Annotated in this window: 17 protein-coding genes; 13 read left to right on the forward strand and 4 right to left on the reverse strand. The window is 34.3% G+C overall.

What is annotated here, in order from left to right; all coding sequences use genetic code 11:
* The 7 genes from ACZ9HT_RS07600 to ACZ9HT_RS07630 all read left to right on the forward strand — a co-directional run.
* Positions 1–621: phage baseplate assembly protein V (locus ACZ9HT_RS07600; protein WP_476039874.1), on the forward strand; the 621-nt coding region annotated here is incomplete at its 5' end.
* A gap of 298 nt (positions 622–919) precedes the next feature.
* Positions 920–2,017, forward strand: coding sequence for a DUF2931 family protein (locus tag ACZ9HT_RS07605; RefSeq protein WP_476039875.1), 1,098 nt, complete (start codon positions 920–922; stop codon positions 2,015–2,017).
* A gap of 2 nt (positions 2,018–2,019) precedes the next feature.
* Complete coding sequence (locus tag ACZ9HT_RS07610) at positions 2,020–3,975, forward strand: T6SS phospholipase effector Tle1-like catalytic domain-containing protein (RefSeq protein WP_476039876.1); 1,956 nt, start codon at positions 2,020–2,022, stop codon at positions 3,973–3,975.
* 35 nt (positions 3,976–4,010) lie between these two features.
* Entirely contained in the window at positions 4,011–4,742 is a 732-nt protein-coding gene (locus tag ACZ9HT_RS07615; RefSeq protein WP_476039877.1) for a hypothetical protein, read from the forward strand.
* Positions 4,730–6,085 (forward strand): hypothetical protein, encoded by a 1,356-nt coding sequence (locus tag ACZ9HT_RS07620; RefSeq protein ID WP_476039878.1) that lies wholly within the window; start codon positions 4,730–4,732, stop codon positions 6,083–6,085. The genes ACZ9HT_RS07615 and ACZ9HT_RS07620 overlap by 13 nt, the downstream gene beginning before the upstream one ends.
* Positions 6,070–6,678, forward strand: coding sequence for a hypothetical protein (locus ACZ9HT_RS07625; RefSeq protein ID WP_476039879.1), 609 nt, complete (start codon positions 6,070–6,072; stop codon positions 6,676–6,678). The genes ACZ9HT_RS07620 and ACZ9HT_RS07625 overlap by 16 nt, the downstream gene beginning before the upstream one ends.
* Before the next feature lie 375 nt (positions 6,679–7,053).
* Entirely contained in the window at positions 7,054–7,356 is a 303-nt protein-coding gene (locus ACZ9HT_RS07630) for a hypothetical protein (RefSeq protein WP_476039880.1), read from the forward strand.
* A gap of 184 nt (positions 7,357–7,540) precedes the next feature.
* Here ACZ9HT_RS07630 and ACZ9HT_RS07635 read toward each other — a convergent pair whose 3' ends face one another.
* From ACZ9HT_RS07635 to mnmE, 3 genes are all read right to left on the reverse strand, one after another.
* Positions 7,541–8,698 carry a lycopene cyclase family protein gene (locus ACZ9HT_RS07635; protein ID WP_476039881.1) on the reverse strand — a complete coding sequence of 386 codons (1,158 nt, stop codon included), beginning with the start codon at positions 8,696–8,698 and terminating at the stop codon, positions 7,541–7,543.
* 286 nt (positions 8,699–8,984) lie between these two features.
* Positions 8,985–10,994 (reverse strand): M13 family metallopeptidase, encoded by a 2,010-nt coding sequence (locus tag ACZ9HT_RS07640; protein ID WP_476039882.1) that lies wholly within the window; start codon positions 10,992–10,994, stop codon positions 8,985–8,987.
* Between the two features lie 164 nt (positions 10,995–11,158).
* The gene (gene mnmE, locus ACZ9HT_RS07645) at positions 11,159–12,712 is read right to left on the reverse strand and encodes a tRNA uridine-5-carboxymethylaminomethyl(34) synthesis GTPase MnmE (RefSeq protein ID WP_476039883.1); all 1,554 of its coding nucleotides are present in this window, start codon (positions 12,710–12,712) and stop codon (positions 11,159–11,161) included.
* A gap of 246 nt (positions 12,713–12,958) precedes the next feature.
* Between mnmE and ACZ9HT_RS07650 the strand changes: the two genes are divergently transcribed.
* From ACZ9HT_RS07650 to ACZ9HT_RS07675, 6 genes are all read left to right on the forward strand, one after another.
* Positions 12,959–13,501: a DUF6934 family protein gene (locus tag ACZ9HT_RS07650; protein WP_476039884.1), complete on the forward strand. Its 543-nt coding sequence runs from the start codon at positions 12,959–12,961 to the stop codon at positions 13,499–13,501.
* 17 nt (positions 13,502–13,518) lie between these two features.
* Positions 13,519–13,710: a hypothetical protein gene (locus ACZ9HT_RS07655; protein WP_476039885.1), complete on the forward strand. Its 192-nt coding sequence runs from the start codon at positions 13,519–13,521 to the stop codon at positions 13,708–13,710.
* Positions 13,711–13,739: 29 nt separating this feature from the next.
* A complete protein-coding gene (locus tag ACZ9HT_RS07660; protein WP_476039886.1) occupies positions 13,740–14,912 on the forward strand; it encodes an nSTAND1 domain-containing NTPase in 1,173 nt (390 codons plus the stop codon).
* A 198-nt stretch (positions 14,913–15,110) separates the two neighbouring features.
* The gene (locus ACZ9HT_RS07665; RefSeq protein ID WP_476039887.1) at positions 15,111–15,659 is read left to right on the forward strand and encodes a hypothetical protein; all 549 of its coding nucleotides are present in this window, start codon (positions 15,111–15,113) and stop codon (positions 15,657–15,659) included.
* 28 nt (positions 15,660–15,687) lie between these two features.
* Positions 15,688–16,134, forward strand: a complete 447-nt coding sequence (locus tag ACZ9HT_RS07670; protein ID WP_476039888.1) for a hypothetical protein — start codon at positions 15,688–15,690, stop codon at positions 16,132–16,134.
* Positions 16,135–16,590: 456 nt separating this feature from the next.
* Entirely contained in the window at positions 16,591–17,565 is a 975-nt protein-coding gene (locus ACZ9HT_RS07675; RefSeq protein WP_476039889.1) for an NAD(P)H-quinone oxidoreductase, read from the forward strand.
* Between the two features lie 1,217 nt (positions 17,566–18,782).
* Here ACZ9HT_RS07675 and ACZ9HT_RS07680 read toward each other — a convergent pair.
* Complete coding sequence (locus ACZ9HT_RS07680; RefSeq protein ID WP_476039890.1) at positions 18,783–20,243, reverse strand: hypothetical protein; 1,461 nt, start codon at positions 20,241–20,243, stop codon at positions 18,783–18,785.
* Positions 20,244–20,496: the final 253 nt, after the last annotated feature.

A 20,496-nucleotide genomic window follows, 5' to 3' on the forward strand; every position in this document is an offset into this window, starting at 1 on the left:
GACACAACGAACTTTATCAGAATGATGTCTCCAGATGCGGGTGGTACAGATCAGGTTTCTCAGAATCGCGGCTATGTCGCCATCCCGGAAGTTGGTGATCAAGTGATGGTGGGTTTTGTACACAATCATCCGGACCGACCTTTTGTGATGGGCGGAATGTTTCATGGGGGAGTTGGACTTGGTGGTGGAATCAATAATCATATGCGATCTATCCAAACCAAAAGCGGTATCAAGGTTTTGATGAATGATAATGAGAAAAGCGTGACGATTTTGGATCCAAGCGGGAATACTTATTTTATGGATGGAGCGGGGAATATTACGGTGACTGCACCTAAGAATATGACTTTTAATGCGGGAGAGAATTTAGATATTAATGTAGGTAAAAATATGACTACAAACGTTGGTGTAGATCACAGCATGAGTATTACTAAAAATCATAAGTTTACTTCTACCAATTATAAACAAACTATAAGTGAAAATAAGACAATTACTATCACTGGAGATTTAAAAGAAACTACTTCCACAACAATACATAAATCGACCAACGGCGATATTTTAATTCAAAGTGCGGGTGTGGCGAAAGTTTTAGGGAAAATAGATGCTAAAGTAAATAAAGGATAATGAATCAATTACAGTCAAACTTATCTTTTATTTTAAAAATTAGTCCATTATCCTTATTAGTTGGTATCATACTTTTTTTTGTTGATCTCTATTTGTTTGGTGACGATCTTGGATACGCTCTATATTTTTTGATGTACTTCTGCATTGCATTGGTTGTAGTTGCTTTTATGATATTTACAGTAGTAAGTATGATTTTTAAAAATAAAACGTTCTCTTTAATCTTTAAGACATTTATTGTAATGACACTGTTCTTTACACTGTCATCAGTATTAATTCTTCATTTTTTAACTTTATAATTATGATCAAAATTATTATTAAGAATTGCGTATTGATCCTTTTATTTATGAGCCAACTGGCATCGTGCCAAAAAAATAGCAATAAAACAAAAAATATGAGTGCAGAAATTTACGAATGGAAAGATGCAACTTCTTGTCCTTATGGATTTCCCGTAGATATTTATAAAGGAGGTCTGCAAAATTTAAATACCGGTTCTTACACGAGCCTGAATGCCGGCACTACCATTGGGAACGGATATTGGGGAGAAGCGAGTTATGGTATGGGTTCAGGAGCAAAATCTTTGCCAGATCATCTGAACGTAGTTTTTTTATCTTATGCAGAAGAGAAATTTTACCAAGTAGATGAGAACTTGGATTATGAAAAAATAAGAGATCTATTCAGAAAAGGATACGATACGAAATTGACAAATGGTTCTGGAGATATTCGTCATGTAAATTATGATACAATTATTGTAGGTTTCGCACCGGGCGGCGTCTGTGTGATTTGGATCGCGGGTTCAGGTGTACAGATAGAAGTGGGAAGGTTTCAAGGTAAAGAAGTAGTAATTCCAGCTGAAGAAATAGAAAATTTAGACAGCCATGATCATCTATTATTTGAACATGAATACCGTCAAAAAATGATGACGAATGCCAATATAGTTCCTTTAGAAATGCAAGGCAAAAATATAGTCTATGGACTGTGGGATACCTATAGAAAAAAATACAATTGGAAACCCGTATTTGAATTTCCAGATGGATCTATTTTGGATGACACATACGAGATAAGAATAGTACTGTACAATGGGGAAATTGAAAGCTTTTTCTCTAATAAATTTCCATTAAATGATTATAATAAAAAAGCAATACCAAGAGAAATACAGTTTTCGTTTAAAGATAAAGATGGTGTACAATATGGTGCAGGGGCGGTTTTAAATGAACGATCTGTTTTTAATGCTTTTAAGGATTTATATAGTGGGAATGCGGATGCAATTTCTGCTAATTTAGATATAAAAATGAATTTTACAAATACCTTTTTTACAGTAAAATTAAAAGGGAGTGGAAAAGATATATTTATAAAAACAGAAGATTTAGAAGTCTTTAAGAGAAAACAATACAAATAATTATGGGAACATTTGTATATAATGCAGGAAATGCAAAAGCAGCAGTAGGTGAACTACATCTTCCATTCGGAGTATTTTTTGATGGCACTTTAAATAATATGAAAAATACGGAACTTCGTAAAAAATACTTAGAGAAAGGTAATGATATAAAACCCGAAGATGATGATGAGACAATTGCAAGAAAAGAAAAACTGCATGAAGTTTCGTTAGATAAGCAGGATGAAAGGTACAACATGTACAAAAAAGCTATAGTAAATCAGGATAATGAAGAATACCTCAAATATTTAAAAAATTCTCATCGTAATTTTGTAGATAAACAAGGTACAGATAATAGTTATGCTAACGATTATACCAACGTAGCAAGAAAATATAAGTGCTGTGAACGAAAAGAATATGCACTATATGTTGAAGGAATAGGAACGGGAATAGGTGTAGATGACCCCATGGGAAACTTAAATGGTGATATTGCAAAAGACAATACACATGGATTTATGTTTGGCGCGGGAAAGACGGGTATTAGAGGAAAAGTGCGAAAAGGGTGTAAAAATTTAGCAAATAATATCAAAATTTTAAGAAACAAAAATAATAATAAAGTTCCAAGCCAAATTACAATCGATGTCTTTGGTTTCAGCCGTGGTGCAGCTGCAGCGAGAAATTTTGTGTATGAAGTAGTAGTGAAGGAACAGGAAATACCCAGATCTACCACAAAAAGAGAGAAAGTTGGTTACAGAAATAGCCGATCTTTTGGTAACGATGGTGTAATTCCAATTTATGAAAACAAAGTGACTTATAAAGACGGTGATTGGCACGTTGTAAACGCTTCTGCGGTAAAAGATGGCAAAATGCCCGTTCGGGGTTTGCTTGGATATTACTTAATAAACGAGGGTGTTTTGAGTCCCGAAGAATTAGAAGATTTGTCTGTTACGATTCGTTTTTTAGGAATTTATGATACAGTTTCTTCCTATGAAGAAACCTATGATAGTACTATTCTTTTAGGGATAAATATAAAAGAGAGTTTAAAACGTGATTTGTTTAAAGATGATGTTAAACCATTAAATCTAAACTCATTACGGGTAACTAAAGCCGTCCATTTTACAGCACAAGATGAGCACAGAAAAAACTTTCGTCTAACGCGAATGAAAATTGGTACTGAGAAAAATTTTCCGGGTGTGCACTGTGATATAGGTGGTGCCTATGAAAATGAGACAGAAGTAAAAACAGAAATAGAAACAAATAAACATTTATCTGATAACGGTCTCAAACATTATAGGCAACATCTTATAAAGGAATATTGGTATAAGGACGAACAATTAGAAATTTTTAAAGATAATATGATATCTGCTTTGCCTGGCGGCAGGATTTACCGCTATGCAGCTCCTCATTTAAATTACAAAAGATTGCAGGGAACAAGGTTTATCAAGAAAGAATACAGTTATATACCTTTACAATTTATGGAAGAATTATTTCGTGAGCAGCTGGGAGATGAATCTTTTGTAAAAATGCCTATTTCGTGCAAAGAAACGTATAAAATAGGAGAGCATAACGGTGTACTGAAAGCAACATACAAAATTTTATATGATTACGTTTTTGGAAAAGGTTCTGAATTAAAATTCATACCAGATCATATACTAAACCCTTTTGGAAATCTCGATGCCGAAAAGCAAATCGAAAATCCATATCCAGAAAAGGTTCAGGATAATATACCGCATGGAAGACAACCAGAAGTCCCAATTCTTATTAATAAAGATAAATTACCAGAGCCAAAAATAGAGTGTGACAATGAAGGAAACGAAGTACTAGTTATAGATCAAGTCGATATACTTGCTCCAACCCCCCAGAATATATTAAGAAGATTGAGAAACGAATATCTGCATTGGTCCGCTAACAGAAAATGGGTGGGAATGGAACCAAATAATGGTGACAATCCGACAGCAACGGGAAAACGGGGAGAGAATTAAATAAATAAAATGAGAAATTTTATAAATAATTAATTTTGAGTAAAAAAATAGAAGCTTCGAAAATGACTCAATTTAATGATGCCACCTATCATTATGAAACGATAATAACTCAAAAAGTAAAAGAAAATTATAATATTGAAAAAAGCTTTGTACGAAATGTGAAAATATTTTATTTGGGCAAGAACGAAAAAAACCAGCATTTCAGGCTATTAACCTTAAAATTTAAGTTTTCAGATGAAGACAATTCGGACGTTTTTTTTCTCAAAAAAATTAGTTATCTCTGGGATGATATAGAAGTTATAGTAAACGATCAAAACTTAATTATAAAAATTGAAAATTTATTTAAACTTAAATTAAGATGGTTAGAAATCAGTAATGCCTTATTACAAAATCATGCGGGAGACGTAGTTGAAAGATATCTCCAATTTGTCACCGATATTATGGAAGACAACCAAAAAGTTTGTTATTTTTTAAATTCCTATAAAATGTTTGGACTTTTATTTAACGGGCAATATGGTGGTTATGATGATCATGGCATTAAAAAAAGAATATTTTATGAAGATAATAATGTATTTACCGAAAGTTTAAAATTAATTAAGAAAGAAAATAAGAGAGAAGTGAAAACTGAAATTTCAGAAAAAAACGCCACAGAAATAGAAAAATATAATGGTATTTTCTTTTACGAGAATAATCATTTAGCAGAGGCTTTTTTAGATTTTAAAATGAAAGACAAACAAATAAAACATTCTTTATTATGGATGGGCTAAAAGATACAGATGCAAGTTCGGGTGATTTTGTTGAACCAATACCTTCTAATGGTAAAAATGATTCTTCTGTGCCTTCAACAAATTCAAGTGCTGAAGAACAGCCAGAAAATGCGCTTGAAAATAAACAGAATGAAATAACCGAAGAGATTGCAAAAAGCCGTGAAGAAAGGGAGGCAGAAGATAAAGAAGTTGCCGACCAACTGATCGTCATTAATGGTGCAAGAGTGAAGTTTAATGCACACCTCGGAGAATTCAAAGTTCTATCAGATGTTCCTACTACACAGGATAAATTAACTGGTACAACTGTAGAAAAGCAAATCGAAAATTTTACATTTTATGACGGTTTTCAGATGATTACCCTTACAGAATGGCAAAACTTCGGTACCGTAAAAGTACAGGATAATTTTGTACTGTTAAAAAAATCTACTTTACCGGGAATAGGTAAAATGCCTGGAAATATGCCACCGGAAAATGGGAAAATTGAGTTTTTAGATTCCGGGCAGATAAATATGCCGGAAAGTATTCATACTAAAGGTGCGCCATTACCGGAAACGAAAGAAGAAGAAAAGAAATGTTTTTGTACAAAAGATTTCACAGTCGATGACATAATTGATTTAATTTATTTTTTAAGAAAAAAACAAAGTTATATTTCCAAAAAAGAAGTTTTTTTTGACAAAGGATCAGAGTTTATTGAAAGCATCCGTATTACAAAAGGAACAATTACTGAAAATAGAGACAAAGTTGATCTATTTACGAATGAGCTTAACGCAATGTTCAAAAAATTTGAGGTTAATACATGTAAAAGGAAAATTCATTTTTTAGGTCAAATTTATCTTGAGACAATCAGTTTTCAATATACATATGAAAGTAGAAAAACAGTTCCAAGCAATTATAAGGGAGGAGTTGATTTTCAAGGAAGAGGCATGAAGCAAATCACACATGATTACAATTATCTGGCATATTATGATTATGTAAATGATAAAGCATTTTTCAAAGATGTTTATATGAAATATCGATCAGGATATGAGAGTGTCGCCGAAACTGTAATCAATAGGAAAAAAGCCACAGAAAATGGATTGACAGAAAAGTTTTATGAAGATCTTAAAACCTTCGCAAAAAAGATTTCAGAAGATCTGTTCCACGCATTTAATTCGGCAGGTTGGTTTTCTACCATCTATAAAAAAGAAACAATGGATGCAATGGATGAAGGACTTGAGAATAGTAATGTGAAAAAAGTAACAATTGCAATTAATGGTGGAGAAAATAATCTATCTGAAAGACAAAACTATACAAAATGGACAAAAGAATTTTTAAAATACGAGGAAAATTGCCAAAACAAATAATATTTATTCTTTATGTTTCAATTTTCACTTCTTGTTTTGCACAAAACATTGAGTCTCAGGTTTTCGAAAAAGGTAAACTAGTAGGAAAAATAAATGACGAAACTAAATTTAAATGCAAAGAATGTTATTGTATTGAAAAAGTGAAAATCTACAATAAAGATGTAAAAGTGAAAATCTCTGTTTCAACAACAACAGTACAGAAAAATATTTCTATTTTTCAAAGTGATTACCAAATAACTGTTAGTGCCATTTCCAATAATATAATTGAAATTTCTAATACTTTTACTGCACAGAATTTTAAGTTTCACATAGTGACGGATAAAAAAGATTTATTTATCGATAAAATTGAAGAATTCTCTAATGTTTCTCACAGATTAAAAATTGCAGATAATGATTTTGTAGATGTTCCTGCAACTCAAATTTGTCAAAATAATTCAAAAATAAAACTAAATCTTAAAGGTTTTTTTGTGTTAAAGAATTTCCTTAATAATACTGCACTTTCAAATAATTGTTTTAAATGTCCCGTAAAATATACCACTGAAAAATGTATAAAAATGAAGGTAGAAAACAAAATATTTTTATGGGAACAATAAAATTTTTATCCAAGAGTCGGGTTATTGGAGCTATATTATTGTAAATTAAAATTCCAATTAAGTTGAAATTACGAAATTAAAGAAAAGCAGAAAGGATAGAGAAAAAAAGATAACGCCACTTCAGACCAACTCATTGTAATATACGACGCAAATATAAAATTCAACGCTCGTGTGGGAGAATTCAAAGTTTTGTCAGATGTGACCTACAAGTCAGGATAAACTGACGGGAACTATTGTTGAAAAAAACATTCCGAACTTTACTTTTTATGATGGTTTCACTTTGAATACACTCACAGTGTGGCAGGATTTCGGTACAGTAAAAGTAAAGGATAATAAAGTTCAAATAAAAAAACATTTAATACCGGTGTGGGTATTATGCCTGGAGGTAGTTCGCCGGAACCGGGGAAAATTGAGTTTGTAGATTCTGGGCAGATTCATATATCGGAAATTATTAATGTTGCAGGTGCGCCTTTGCCTGAAGAAAGTGGATGTAATTCAGAGTATATTTATTACTCAACAGATTGTCATTACTTATTAGGTGTGCAAATATGTGCTAAAGTGTTTCTATCAAAACAGGCCGAAAATGATAATGCCAAAAAAGAAACAAATTTGTCTCTAGTTAAGAAACAGGAAATCGTGTTTCATTCGAGATTAGAAAGTCTTCCAAAGGACTGTTGAAACATACTAGAGAAAAAGCTCCGAACGAAACTTCTTTTATTATATCTATTTTATGATTTAATAAGACTATTCCTCATAAATTCGATGCGAAGCTTAACCAAAGGTTCTCTTTTCGTTTCTAAATGAAATGGAGAAAAATGATATTTGCTAAAAACTAGCATGTTAAAAAATAAGTTCAATATTTTTAGAGTTGCTTCAAACCAGCCCTCATAAAAGGTCCAATCGGTAGTGCACTAATAATTTTAAGATCATCCCAAATCGTACTTTCATTACCCAAAAATTTTAAAATATCTTCAGGCGACCGTTTTGAAAACATCAGTGAAAAAATTTCTTTTCCTTCCATTTTTCCAGACAGAATAACTTCCAGCAAAGTGCGGTCATACCATTCATATCGCTTATCATCAAAATATTTTTCAGGGTTAGGACTTTTTTGTTGCAATAAATTTTTGACAATATGTGCTGTGTTTTTCTGCACAAACTGAAAAGTATAACCACTACTCGCCTTGGTGTAACCGCCCGCGGTTCCAATGTTGATGATGCGGTTAAAAGCATCGCTATTCCGCTCAAACTTGGCCAGAGACATTGGTATGATTCCAAACTCAGTATGGGTAATTTCGTAGTCCGTGATTTGAAGATCATTTTTAACATACTGCGTCAAGGCCTCCTTATATTCATCTTTTGGCAAAACACTTTTACTGAATAAGGTGTACTCTACCAACGCTTCCGTTGAACTCGTTGGTAAAACATACATGAAGGTCGCGCCATGATTTTGATCTAAAGTAAAATCCATTAACGTCCCTACCTTTGAATCGAACTTGGCTTCTTTCGTTTTAATGACCCAACCCGTAAAATGTTGAAGCAAAGAATTTTCTTCTGTAATTTTCGGATTAAATAAAGAGGTCGAATTAAATAAGTATTCAGATTGGTACCTACTCTCCTCCGTTTCTACGGTCGCCTCAATTTGGTCTGACGTAATCCCTTTTATATTTTCATTTTTAAAGGTCACATTTTCAAAACTGGCTGCATACGAAAGGACAAAATCATAAAAATCTTTTCCCTGTATCATTTTATAGCGATACCTTTCCAAATCAAATTGCCGCGTAATGTCTTCATTTTTAAAGATTAAAGATTTCCATTCGTGCGTGACCACCGATTCAAAAAGACCTTTCCCTTCCTCCCAAAAACACCAGGTTCGATCGTTTTCATTTTTTTGAACGCGATCAATAACCAGGATTTTTTTAGATTGTAAAACGGGATCGACAAGCAATCGGTAGAGCAAACTTAACCCCGCACAGCCAGAGCCGGCAATGATATAATCGTATTTTAATTCCGTAGATGTCATATTTCAGTAAGGTAATCTTAAAATGCTATAAAAAGAAGTTCAATATAGGCTAAGTTATTTTGCGAAACAACAGCAAAAAAATATTCCAGAAATATTATCTAAGTTTAGTTTACTTCAATCGAAACAGCACTTAAAAATGATCGGTTTTAATACTGTTTAAAATGGTTATTGCGAGTAAGCAACTAAGTTTTAAAATATCTGTAAGTAATTCTAAAATTTACTTCAGAAACATGATGAAACGTTACAAATATTTAAAATTGTCCTACTTTGCTCTTTCCCTCAGCATTTACCAAATCGTTATCCGATCCTCTTCCGGTAAAAACATCTGCTCGCCTTCCTGAACATCAAACGCATTATAAAAAGGAGTGCTGTTCATGAGTGGCCCATTTACTCTCCAGCTTGGTGGGGAATGCGGATTGGTTTTGATCCACAAACGTAAAAACTCATCCTTCATTTTCACTCTCCATATTTTAGCAACAGAAAGAAAGAATCTCTGATCCGGCGTCAAACCATCAATTTTCGTATCGCTTTGACCTTCTTTTGTCATTTTAAAAGCATCGTAAGCTACAGCAATTCCTGCAATATCTGCAGTATTCTCTCCTACCGTCATCGCGCCATTGATATGTAAATTATCTAGAACTGTAAATTGATCATACTGATTGATGACTTGCTGAATTCTTGACTTAAACTGCGTATAATCATCCTTGGTCCACCAATCCTTAACATTTCCTTCTTTATCATATTGCGCACCCTGGTCATCAAAAGTATGCGTGAGTTCGTGACCAATCACCATTCCAATGCCGCCATAATTTAAAGCATCATCTGCTTCATTATCAAAATAAGGCGCTTGTAATATTCCCGCAGGAAATACAATTTCATTAGCCGACGGATTGTTATATGCAGTTACCGTTGGGGCCGTTGTAAACCACTCCGACTTATTCACTGGTTTACCCAATTTTGCAATTTCAAGCTGATATTCCGCCGCAGAAGCATTCATCATATTTTCGAAATAAGAATCTCTGGAAATTTTTACAGTGCTGTAATCTTTCCATTGATCCGGATATCCTATTTTCTTCGTGATGGCAAATAATTTTTCTTTTGCTTGAACTTTGGTCAAGTCACTCATCCATTCCAGTTTGTCAATTCTTGCAGCGTAGGCTTTTTGCACGTTATCAACTAAAACCGCCATCCGTTTCTTTGCTGCTTCCGAAAAATATTTCTTCACATACAATTGTCCCAGCGCTTCACCCAAATAATTATCAACCGCAGTAGCCATCAATTCGCCACGCGTTTTTTGAACAGCCTGTCCCGAAATCACTTTATTAAAATTAAAGCTGGCATCTACAAAGGGTTTACTTAAATTACCCGCATAGTTTCTAATGGTTTTCGCTTTGAGGTACAATTTCCAGTTTTTAAGAGGAACGGTTTTTATGAGGGAATTCAATTTGTCATAATAGGCAGGTTGAGCCACATCAACGGAATCCGTTTGAGCACCCAGGTTTTTTAGAAACGCTCTCCAGCCGATACTGGGTTGACTTTTTTCTAGATCTGAGATGGCCATCATGTTGTAATTTGCATGAACATCCCGACGTTCAACTCTTGTTTTATGGGAAGCCGCAATTTGTTGGTCGATAATATAAACCAACTCCGCATCTTTTTTAGAAGTCGCTGCATCAGTGCCTGTCAATTGAAACAAGGTAGAAAGATAGGTTTTGTAGGCATTTTGAATGGCAACAGTGGAGGCATCTTCTTTAAAATAATAATCACGATCCGGCAATCCGATTCCTGTTTGGTAACTGTGCGCAATGTTGATACTGCTGTTTTTATCATCGGGTCCAACTCCAAAAGACATAATGGAGCCATTGCCCACTTTGATTTCCTCTGCAACAAATTTCATTAAAGAAGGAATAGTATTAATAGCTTCAATGCGATTCAACGTTGGTTTGATTGGATCATAACCACGCTTGTCAATAGTGATCGTATCCATTCCGGACGCATAAAAATCTCCCACTTTTTGTTCCAAACTTCCCGCAGGTTGAGTACGCTGCGAAACATTTTCCAAAATTCCCTGCAACCTTAATTTTTGAGGATAATTCATAAACATATAAGCACCAACTCCCGCTTGCGTTGAAGGAATCGGCGTGGCATCAAACCATTTTTTGTTGACGTACATAAAAAAGTTATTGCCAGGTTTTATGGATTTGTCCAAACCGTCAATGTCTGTCATTTTAAGGTCTTGTGCTTTGACCGTAGAAAATGTAAATAAAGCAACGAGGAGAAATAGGATGTTTTTCATATTTGAAATGATATTGGTAAGAAAATTATTTAAGTAATCAAAAATATGTAAATTAAGTTTGAAATATTCATTTATTATAAGGAATAGTAATAGCAATGATATTAAACCTAAATAAAGCCTCCAAAACATGATAAGCTGGAGGCTTTTTATATATTTATTTGGTATTATTTCCCAATACAAAACTTAGAAAAAATATTCCCCAACACCTCATCATTCGTAAACTCTCCAGATATTTCCCCCAACTGCTCCAAAGCATTTCTCAACTCATACGCCAGCAATTCCGTATGAATCCCGGAACTCACCGCTTCCTCCACCTGAAGAACAGATTGCAGCGATTTCTGCAAAGCATCAAAATGCCTTTGATTCGTAATAATAACATTGCTTTCCTGATCTTTCAAATTCTCAACGTAATCGATCAGAACCGTTTTCACGGCTTCAATTCCTGTTTGATCTTTCGCGGAAATCCTCAACAACTCATCACAATAATACGGAAACAATTCCAGCTTTAATGTAGCGTCAAATTCGTTTGGGATTTCGTCGTTGGTCAGATCCACTTTATTATGAACCAGCACGATCTTCAGATCCACGCGGTGAAATTCCTTCACAAAAGCGATCACTTCTTCCGTCGTAGAATCCCGCTCATCGTAGAGATACAACAGCACTTTCGCCGACGCAATTTTCTCCTTCGCTTTCGTCACGCCAATTTTCTCAATGATATCCGTCGTTTCCCGAAGTCCCGCCGTATCCACAAACCGGAAAGCCGTTCCTTTCAAATGAATCACTTCCTCAATCGTATCGCGCGTCGTGCCCGCAATTTCAGAAACAATGGCTCTTTCCTCTTTCAACAAAGCATTCAAAAGCGTCGATTTTCCCGCATTCGGTTTTCCGATAATGGCGACTTCTACTCCATTTTTCAGCGCATTTCCGTATTGGAAACTCTCAATCAAAGCGCTCAGTTTCTGGCGCAGGTTGAGCAGCAATTTATTCATGGCGGTCCGGTCCGCAAATTCCACATCCTCTTCCCCGAAATCCAGTTCCAGTTCAATCAGCGACGTAAAATTCAGCAAGTCATTTCTTAGGATCGAAATCTCATTCGTAATTCCCCCTTTCAACTGATTCAAAGCCACTTTCCGCGACGCCTCATTTTCCGAAGCAATCAAATCAGCAATCGATTCCGCCTGCGCCAGATCAATTCTGCCGTTCATAAAAGCACGCATCGTAAATTCCCCGGCTTTCGCCAGTCGCGCCCCATTCTTCACCAAAACCTCCAGAATCTTCTTGGCAATATGCGGTGATCCGTGAAAAGAAATTTCCACAGAATCTTCGGCCGTAAAGGTTTTCGGAGCTTTAAAAACCGAAACCATCACCTCGTCAATCACTTCGGAAGTGTCGGATGTTTGATGTTTGATGTCAGATGTTTGCTGATGTATATTTATTGTTGGTCGATCATTTTCAATTGGTGAATCCTGCATTTCGCATCCCGCATCTCGCATCCCGCCTCCTACTTCTTGGCTCTTTTCACTTTTTACTTGGCTCTTATCCACGATATAACCATAGTGAATAGTGTGCGTTTTCACCTCCTCCAGATTTTTACCTTCAAAAATTTTGGCTGCAATTTTAAAAGCCTCGTTACCCGAAATTCTGATAATCCCAATAGCACCAACTCCGTTTGCCGTGGCGATTGCACAAATAGTATCTTGATTCAAATTCACGTTCATGTTGCAAAATTACGGAATTATTCCTGTTTTTAGAAGCACCAAGATTTCGCCTCTTTCGAAGACCCGTCCCGTTTTCCGCTCTATCTTTTTTCGCCTCCGCAAAATGCCCTTCCCAAAAAAAGGATGCCGCTGCAACCGGGGCTAGAATTGAGAGTGGTTTTTCTTTCAGGAAAATTAAAGTAATGATTTTGAAACTTAGAAGTGTTTTGTATATTTGGATATTAAAGCCAATATTTTTAAAGAAAGATGATAAAAATAGATTTAAATGACACTTATGTTCCAAAAGAAGTTTCCGAAGATTTAAAATATTTTATTTTTGATTCCGAATTAGCTAATGGAAATTCAATAGAATTACATGTTATCATAAGTCAACATCCGGATGAATATCTACAAGATGTATATAATATAGGTTTTGGTCCTATAGATGAAACAGGAGAAATAGATGATAAATGTAAACTAAAACACAAAAATGTAAATAAAGTTTTTTCAACTATCATATTGTATGGAATAACATTTTTGAATGAACATAAAGATAGTTTTATAGGTATTGATGGTTCAGATGATTTAAGAGCTTATTTTTATCACAGAATGTTCAGATATAATCTATCGGATTTGAATGAAATATTATCAGTCGTAGGAGTCGATTGGTATGTAAAATTACTACGCAACCAAACAGACATTGAGAGAGATACTAATAATCTACCATTGTTCAAACCGAGACCAGAACTGTTTGATTTAAACCGAGATGCGAGAGATTTATATCGCTATTATATGTATAAACTGAATTAATTTAATACCTTTGCAATATGAAAAAGTCCGATTTACTACTTAAAACGGCTGCTATAAAAGGAATAGCTAAATCCTCTATTAGTTCAAAGCCAGTTATGAAGACAATGATAAGAATGTCAAATGACAGCTTATCAAAATCAATTCGAAACAAAAGAGATGCACAAACTTTCATTGACGAATTGAAGATTGCATTAAAAAATAAAGCATAACTTTAAGACCTTTAAAAAGGTCTTTTTTTATGGATAAAAAATCTAAACTAATACTCTTAAATCAAGTTTTTTCGCCAAGTACTCCAATTCAAGAAAAAGATTTCTTTTTTGGAAGAATGTCTCAATTAGAAAAAATAATTGAAGCTATAAATGAAAAAGGTCAACATGCGATTTTATATGGAGAAAGAGGAGTTGGCAAAACTTCCTTGGCAAATACAATGAATAAATCTTTTACTAATGTTTTTCCAGTTAAGGTTACATGTGATAGGAAAGATAGTTTTAAAAGTTTATGGGAAAGCGCATTTGAAAAAATTCAATTTTCAAAGACCACCTCTGGAATTGGATTTAATGCAGAAAAGATGACAGAAATTGTTGATATGGAAGAACATATCACAACTATTCAAAATCTTAAAACTAATCATATCATTACATTACTTAATTCATTTGGAGAGGATTTTAAATTAATGTTCATATTTGACGAATTTGATAATATAAATAACGAGAAAACGAGAGCTTCATTCGCCGATTTAATCAAATCTTTGTCTGATAATAATATTAACACGACTATAATTCTTGTAGGGATTGCAGATAATATTGAATCATTAATAGGAAATCATCAATCTTTGGAAAGGTGCTTAAAGCAGGTGAAATTACCAAGGATGGGGAAAGATGAATGTGAAGAAATTATTGACAATGGAATAAAAAAGCTTGGATTAAAAATTGACAAAAGCGTACGTGAAAAAATTATTGAATTCTCTTCTGGATTTCCTCATTACATACATCTCTTGTGCAAATATGGATGTAGAGAATTAATAAATAATGAACGTATAACATTTTCGGAAGCTTATTTAACAATTGCTATAAACAAAGGTATTGACAACACTTCTGAGCAATTAAGGATATCTTATAGGAAAGCTATTTTATCATCAAACAGTAGTGAGAAATGGAAATTTCTTCTTCATGCTTGCGCAAATTGTAATCTAGATGAGTTCAATTCATTTTCTATATCTGACATTGTGAAAAAATATAATTCTCTTACTAAAACTAACTCAAAAAATAACAATTTAAACTATAATTTAAATAAATTAGCTACCGAAAGCAGAGGTGAGATATTAGCGAAATTAGGAAAAGGAATGTCAACTAGATATACTTTTAAAAACCCCATGATGCGTGCTTTTATTAAGTTAAAAATGAATTCATAAAATAGTGTTTCTGCCAAATTATTCTCGTTTTCTTTTTAGCACATTATTAAATTGGTTTAAATAAAATTTTTTTGACTTTAGTACTTAAAAATACTACAACAAATATCGCATCAAAAAACCAAATTATAATTCGCGCAATCCATATCACAAAATCTGGTGGAGCGGATTTTCTACCGTTACAGAAACTCCAAAACCTCAATGAACACTAAACTCTTCATCCTAACATTTCTAACTATAACAACTTTGCTTTTCGGACAAACAGCAGAGAGAATTGCTGCAGTTCGCAAAAAGGTTGAAGCCATCAATACAGAAAAAAGTTATCATATCAAAAAATTAGATAACGACTATTTTGTGAACGTAAAAAACGAAGCCACTGATGGCGGACAGGAACTTTCCGGTTATTATAAAAATGGACAACTAAAAAAAATCGCTTACAGTGTCGGTCTATCTTACGGAATGAAAACCTCCGAATATTTCTTTTCAGACGATGAACTAATTTTCGTTTTTGAAAAGCAGGATCAATTTGCAGATATAAAAGACCAATCAAATCAAGTAATTGGATTGGATCACACGAAACTAGAATCCGTCTACACAGGTCGGTTTTATTTTGAAAACTCCAAATTATTTTCAATAAAGAAAACTGGAAAAGAGATTTTCACTAAAATGGATAAGAAAAGTAAAGAGGCAGAACTTTTAGAAGACAGTAAGGTTTTCCGTCTTGAATTGCAGAAAGCAAAAAGCAAGTAAGAGCGTTCGATCAAAAAGCTAAATCAATATGAATATATTTAAATCTATTATCAACAGCGTCAAAAAGTTCGGTAGAAAAACTGGCACTGAGAAACGCAGAGATCGGTTTACTGCAATTCAAATTCAATTGGATGAGTTAGCTGAAGAACTCAACAGAGTTCTGGAAGGTAAAACCGATTTTAATTTTATCGGGATCAATGCAAATGGATACGACAGTCTGTTTTTTGTCCGGAATGACCAGAACTTTAATTTAGAGATCAGGGCAATTAAAAAGATTCAGGTTCCTTACTTAGAACTATTAGAAAAATTCGCTTCGAAACACAATTTCAAGTTCGAAACAGAAAAACTGGACAGAATCCCCTATTTAAGTATTAAAACAAACACGAGTATCACGGAAACGGTTGATTTAGCAAAACGAATTCAAAAAGAAATTTTTGGAAATAATGACAGTACGACATATACGGTGATTCCTTAACGATATTCCTATTTATAAAAATTAAAATGTGCAGCGATTGTTTTGATAAGCAGTATTACGGTTTTCCTTCTCAAAATGAATACAAAAAATTTGAGGATATTTTAGATTTAAAAACTCATTCGCAAAAGATTGAAATTCTGGAATCAGAAAATGAAGGAGCAAAAGGATTAATGGATTTTCACTTGTATTTCAAATGTAATACTTGCAGTGAAAAATTTGTATTATCAATACCGGACAACGCCTGGAGAGGATATTTTTTAACCGAGCAAAACGCTCTTGATTATCGTAAAAAATTAAGAATGTCAGACAAAAATAAAAGAAATGGTTGTCTGATTTTGATTCTCCTTCTTTGTTCACTTTTTCTGTATGCACTATTTTCAAACTATTAAATTAAAACTTTGTGACTTTGTGGTTTAAAAAAAATATCCCACAAATAGTCCTTCTAAAAACAAAAATATGAAAGCAATCCACATCACAAAATCCGGGGGACCGGAAGTTTTACAATTACAGGAAACTCCAAAACCAATACCGGCAGAAAACCAGGTTCTAATTAAAGTAAAAGCCGCCGGAGTCAATCGCAGCGATATTATCACGCGAAAAAACACAGACACTTACGGCAAAGGTTCTCCCACTACTTTAATTCCTGGCTTAGAAGTTTCCGGCGAAATAACAGAAATCGGTTCAGCCGTAAAAGATAAAAAAGTCGGCGATAAAGTCTGCGCTCTCATTGCAGATGGCGGTTATGCCGAATACGTGGCGGTCGATAGTTCTCACTGTCTTCCCATTCCCGAAGGAATCAGTTTGACTGACGCGGCGGCAATTCCCGAAACGGTTTTTACGGTTTGGTTTAACGTCTTTCATTTGGGGAAATTGCAACCTGGTGAGAAATTACTCATCCACGGTGGAACCAGCGGCATCGGAACCATGGGCTTGCAAATGGCAAAAGCGTGGGGCTGCAAAACCTACACCACCGCCGGAAGTGAAGATAAGATCGATTTCCTCCAAAAAATGGGCGTTGATCAAGTCATCAATTACAAAAAAGATGCTTTCGAAGAAGTCCTGAAAGACGAGAAAATTGATGTCATTTTAGACATGGTCGGCGGAGATTACACCCAAAAGAATCTAGAAATACTGAATAAAAAAGGCCGTCTTTGTTACATCAACGGTATGAAAAGCACAGACGTGAATATCAATCTGCGCACCATTATGGCCAAGAATCTCACCCTCACCGGAAGTTTTTTAAAACCTCAAACCGCGGAAGTAAAAACCCAAATCGCCAAAGATGTAGAAAAAAATATCTGGCCGATGTTTCATTCCAAAGAAATACATCCTGTTATTTACAAAACCTTTCCCCTCGCAGAAGCTGCAAAAGCGCAGGAGTTGATGGAAAGCAGCGAACACATTGGGAAGATCTTGTTGACGATGGATTGATGGGTTGATGGGTTGATTTGATGATGTGCTAATTTGAAAATGTACTAATTTGCTAATTAAATTCAATATGTCCTTGTAATCTTTTACGTGCGGAAAATTAAAAGTAGAGATTCTTCACTGCATTTCGCTTTGCTCCATTTCGTTCAGAATGACAACATTTATTATCAAATAACAGACTTGTATTTGGAACCGACCCGGGAAACGGAGCCGTTAAGAAAATTGGAATTTAATTCGTAAAAAAAATTCCAGTGTTTGAGTGGCGGCAAAAATCTAAGATCGAAGAAGCAATTTTCTTTCCGCCCGAGTTTGGAAGTTTTAGAATTAAATTTCAATTTTTAGCTGAGTTTCCAAGTCTTGATTTTTTGGTTCTTTTTTATCAAGAAAAAAGAATTCAGAAAGAAAAAAAATTCCGTTAAAAAACAATGCAGAGATTCCACGCTCCACTCCGTTCCGCTCTGAATGCCAAATCCGTTTATAAAAAACAAACTCGTTTTTGAGCGACCTAAGAAACGGAGCCGTGAAGAAAATTGAATTTGAATACGTTAAGAAACCGACAATGGAGGTTCGCCTATTCAAATAAAATATAAAAAACAGTAGGCAAATCTCCAGTGTTTGAGCGCGGAAAAATATCGATTCGAAGACAAATTTCGTATCGCGCGAGTCTCGTCTTGAGGACGAGATAAATAATGGAAGTTTTAGATTTAAATTCTAATTTTTAGGCGAGTTTCCAGTCTTGATTTTTTGGTTCTTTTTTATCAAGAAAAAAGAATGAAGTTTAAAAATTAATTTGAAAATGTGCTAATGTGGCAATTTGAAAATGAACGTCAATACGAACTAGTAAACGGATTCATACGGAAAATTAGAAGTCGAGATTCTTCACTGCATTCGCTTTGCTCCATTGCATTCTGAATGACAAACCAGTTTATAAAAAACAAACTTGTACTTGAGCGACCTCGGAAACGGAGCCGTTAAGAAAATTAGAATTTGATTCGTTAAGAACTCTACTAAGTAATTACACCGATTAAAAAAAAGTATGGCAAATTTCACGTGCTCAAAGAGCGACAAAAATTGAGGATTGAAGAAAAAATTCAATTTCAGATTAAGTTCGCAGGGACAAAAATCCTATTTTTTTAAACTGTAAAGTCAAATACTATTTTAAGATAAAATACAAAAAGGGACAAAACCTGCATTTTGTCCCCTTAATCAATTTGGATAATTTACTTTTTACAAGAAGTCTGATAATCTTTGATTACCTGAACAATTCCTTCTTTGGTACTGGTATCATACTTTGCAAAATCTAAATTACAATTTACATAAGCGTCAAATATTTTCTTAATTTTTTCGGGTTTTTTAGTTCCGAAACCTGCTTTATTTCCTAAATAAATTGCTTTTGGCTGATTGGCTAGTTTAAGATAATAATATTGCGGATGTTTTACGTGGCTCAGTACGTAGTCTCCGGCAGATTCAAACTGAATTTCAAAAAATTGACTTTCACCCAAAACGCTTAATTGCGAACTACTGCTGTTACCGGTTCCACTGTCTTCTTCACCTTGCGTTCCTAAGAAACAGCGCGCTCCAGCACAAAATTTTACGCCGTCTTTTGCTTTAAAATACAGTACTTTATCACCGGACTTTAAAGAGACAGATCCGCCGTAATTGGTGATATCTGACATGCCTTTTTCCCGGCCTAATTTCGCATCGATCGATTCAAATTCAATGGTTAAGAGCCCCTCAAATTTTTGTCCGTTATTATCTGTAAGCGTTCCCTGCTGATCATAAATGTTTAATGAGTTTTTTCTGGCTTCTGCTTCCCGTTTTTGATTTTCTGACGTTGCCTGATTTTCACCTTCCTGTTGAGCGATTTTAACTTCGCTATTCATATCACCCAATTTATAGCCATTAGCGTAAAGTTTTCGAAGGACTCGCAAAGCCAAAGCATCGTTTTGAATATCAGAAGAAGTATAAGTTGCATCTATCGGAAAAGATTTCCCATCATAAGTTTTCAAGATATAACCTGTTTTTCCGTTCATGGTCGGTAAAGAGGCGAAATTTATTGTAGCAACAGCAAGTTTATTCAAATCTAAAACTGTGTAAATGATTGCCGCGCCAAAAATTGGATCATTAGAAGTGGTTTTTTTCATCAGATAACCAATGGTTTGATTATTTGCGGTGATAATTCCTGCTTTATCAATCTTTAGTTTTTCTGCTGTTGCCATTGCATCTTCTGCCGCAATCACACTTTTTGCTTTTTCCATTTCCAGATCAATAGCTGTGGATATACTACGGTCGTCTGTTTGAAAGAACTCATTTACTTTATTCTCATCTAATTCCCCGCTGAATAATTCTGTACCTCCAAGCACTAAACTTTCACTTGTATACTTTTCTGCGCTTAAAGTAAAACTGGCAGTATTTGGAATTTCTTTTACAATGTCATTGTTTCCGGTAAGTTCTAACCAACTTTTTTCTGTAATATTTTTCAGCGGCGTTTTGCTATTTACCTTGGCGGTTAAAAGTTGTTTCCCGGCAAGATTGCTGATTAAATATCGCCCGTCTTTTTTGTCAATTTTGGCAACAGATTTTCCATCAACCTGTATTTCTCCTTTTTTTACTTTCACTTCCTGTGCAAAGCTGATCACACTTAGAAAAGTTAGTGCAGCAGATAATAATTTTACTTTCATTTGTTTGAAATAATGATTTAATTCTGATTTTAAAGGAGCAAAGATAAATTATTTCATCGTACTCAATAGTTCATTTTAACATCCTAAATGTAGATTTTTGTCTGCGGTTTTCCCTCAATATATTGGTAAATAATCAACTTTAGAATAAAACAGCTTTAAATTAATTGAAGATAAAAATGAGGAACGGAAAAATGTCAACTATATAATTAGACTAATCTATTATCAGAATTCTGATCATATATTTTAAAAATTA

The sequence above is a fragment of the Chryseobacterium sp. UYP7 genome (assembly GCF_056279225.1).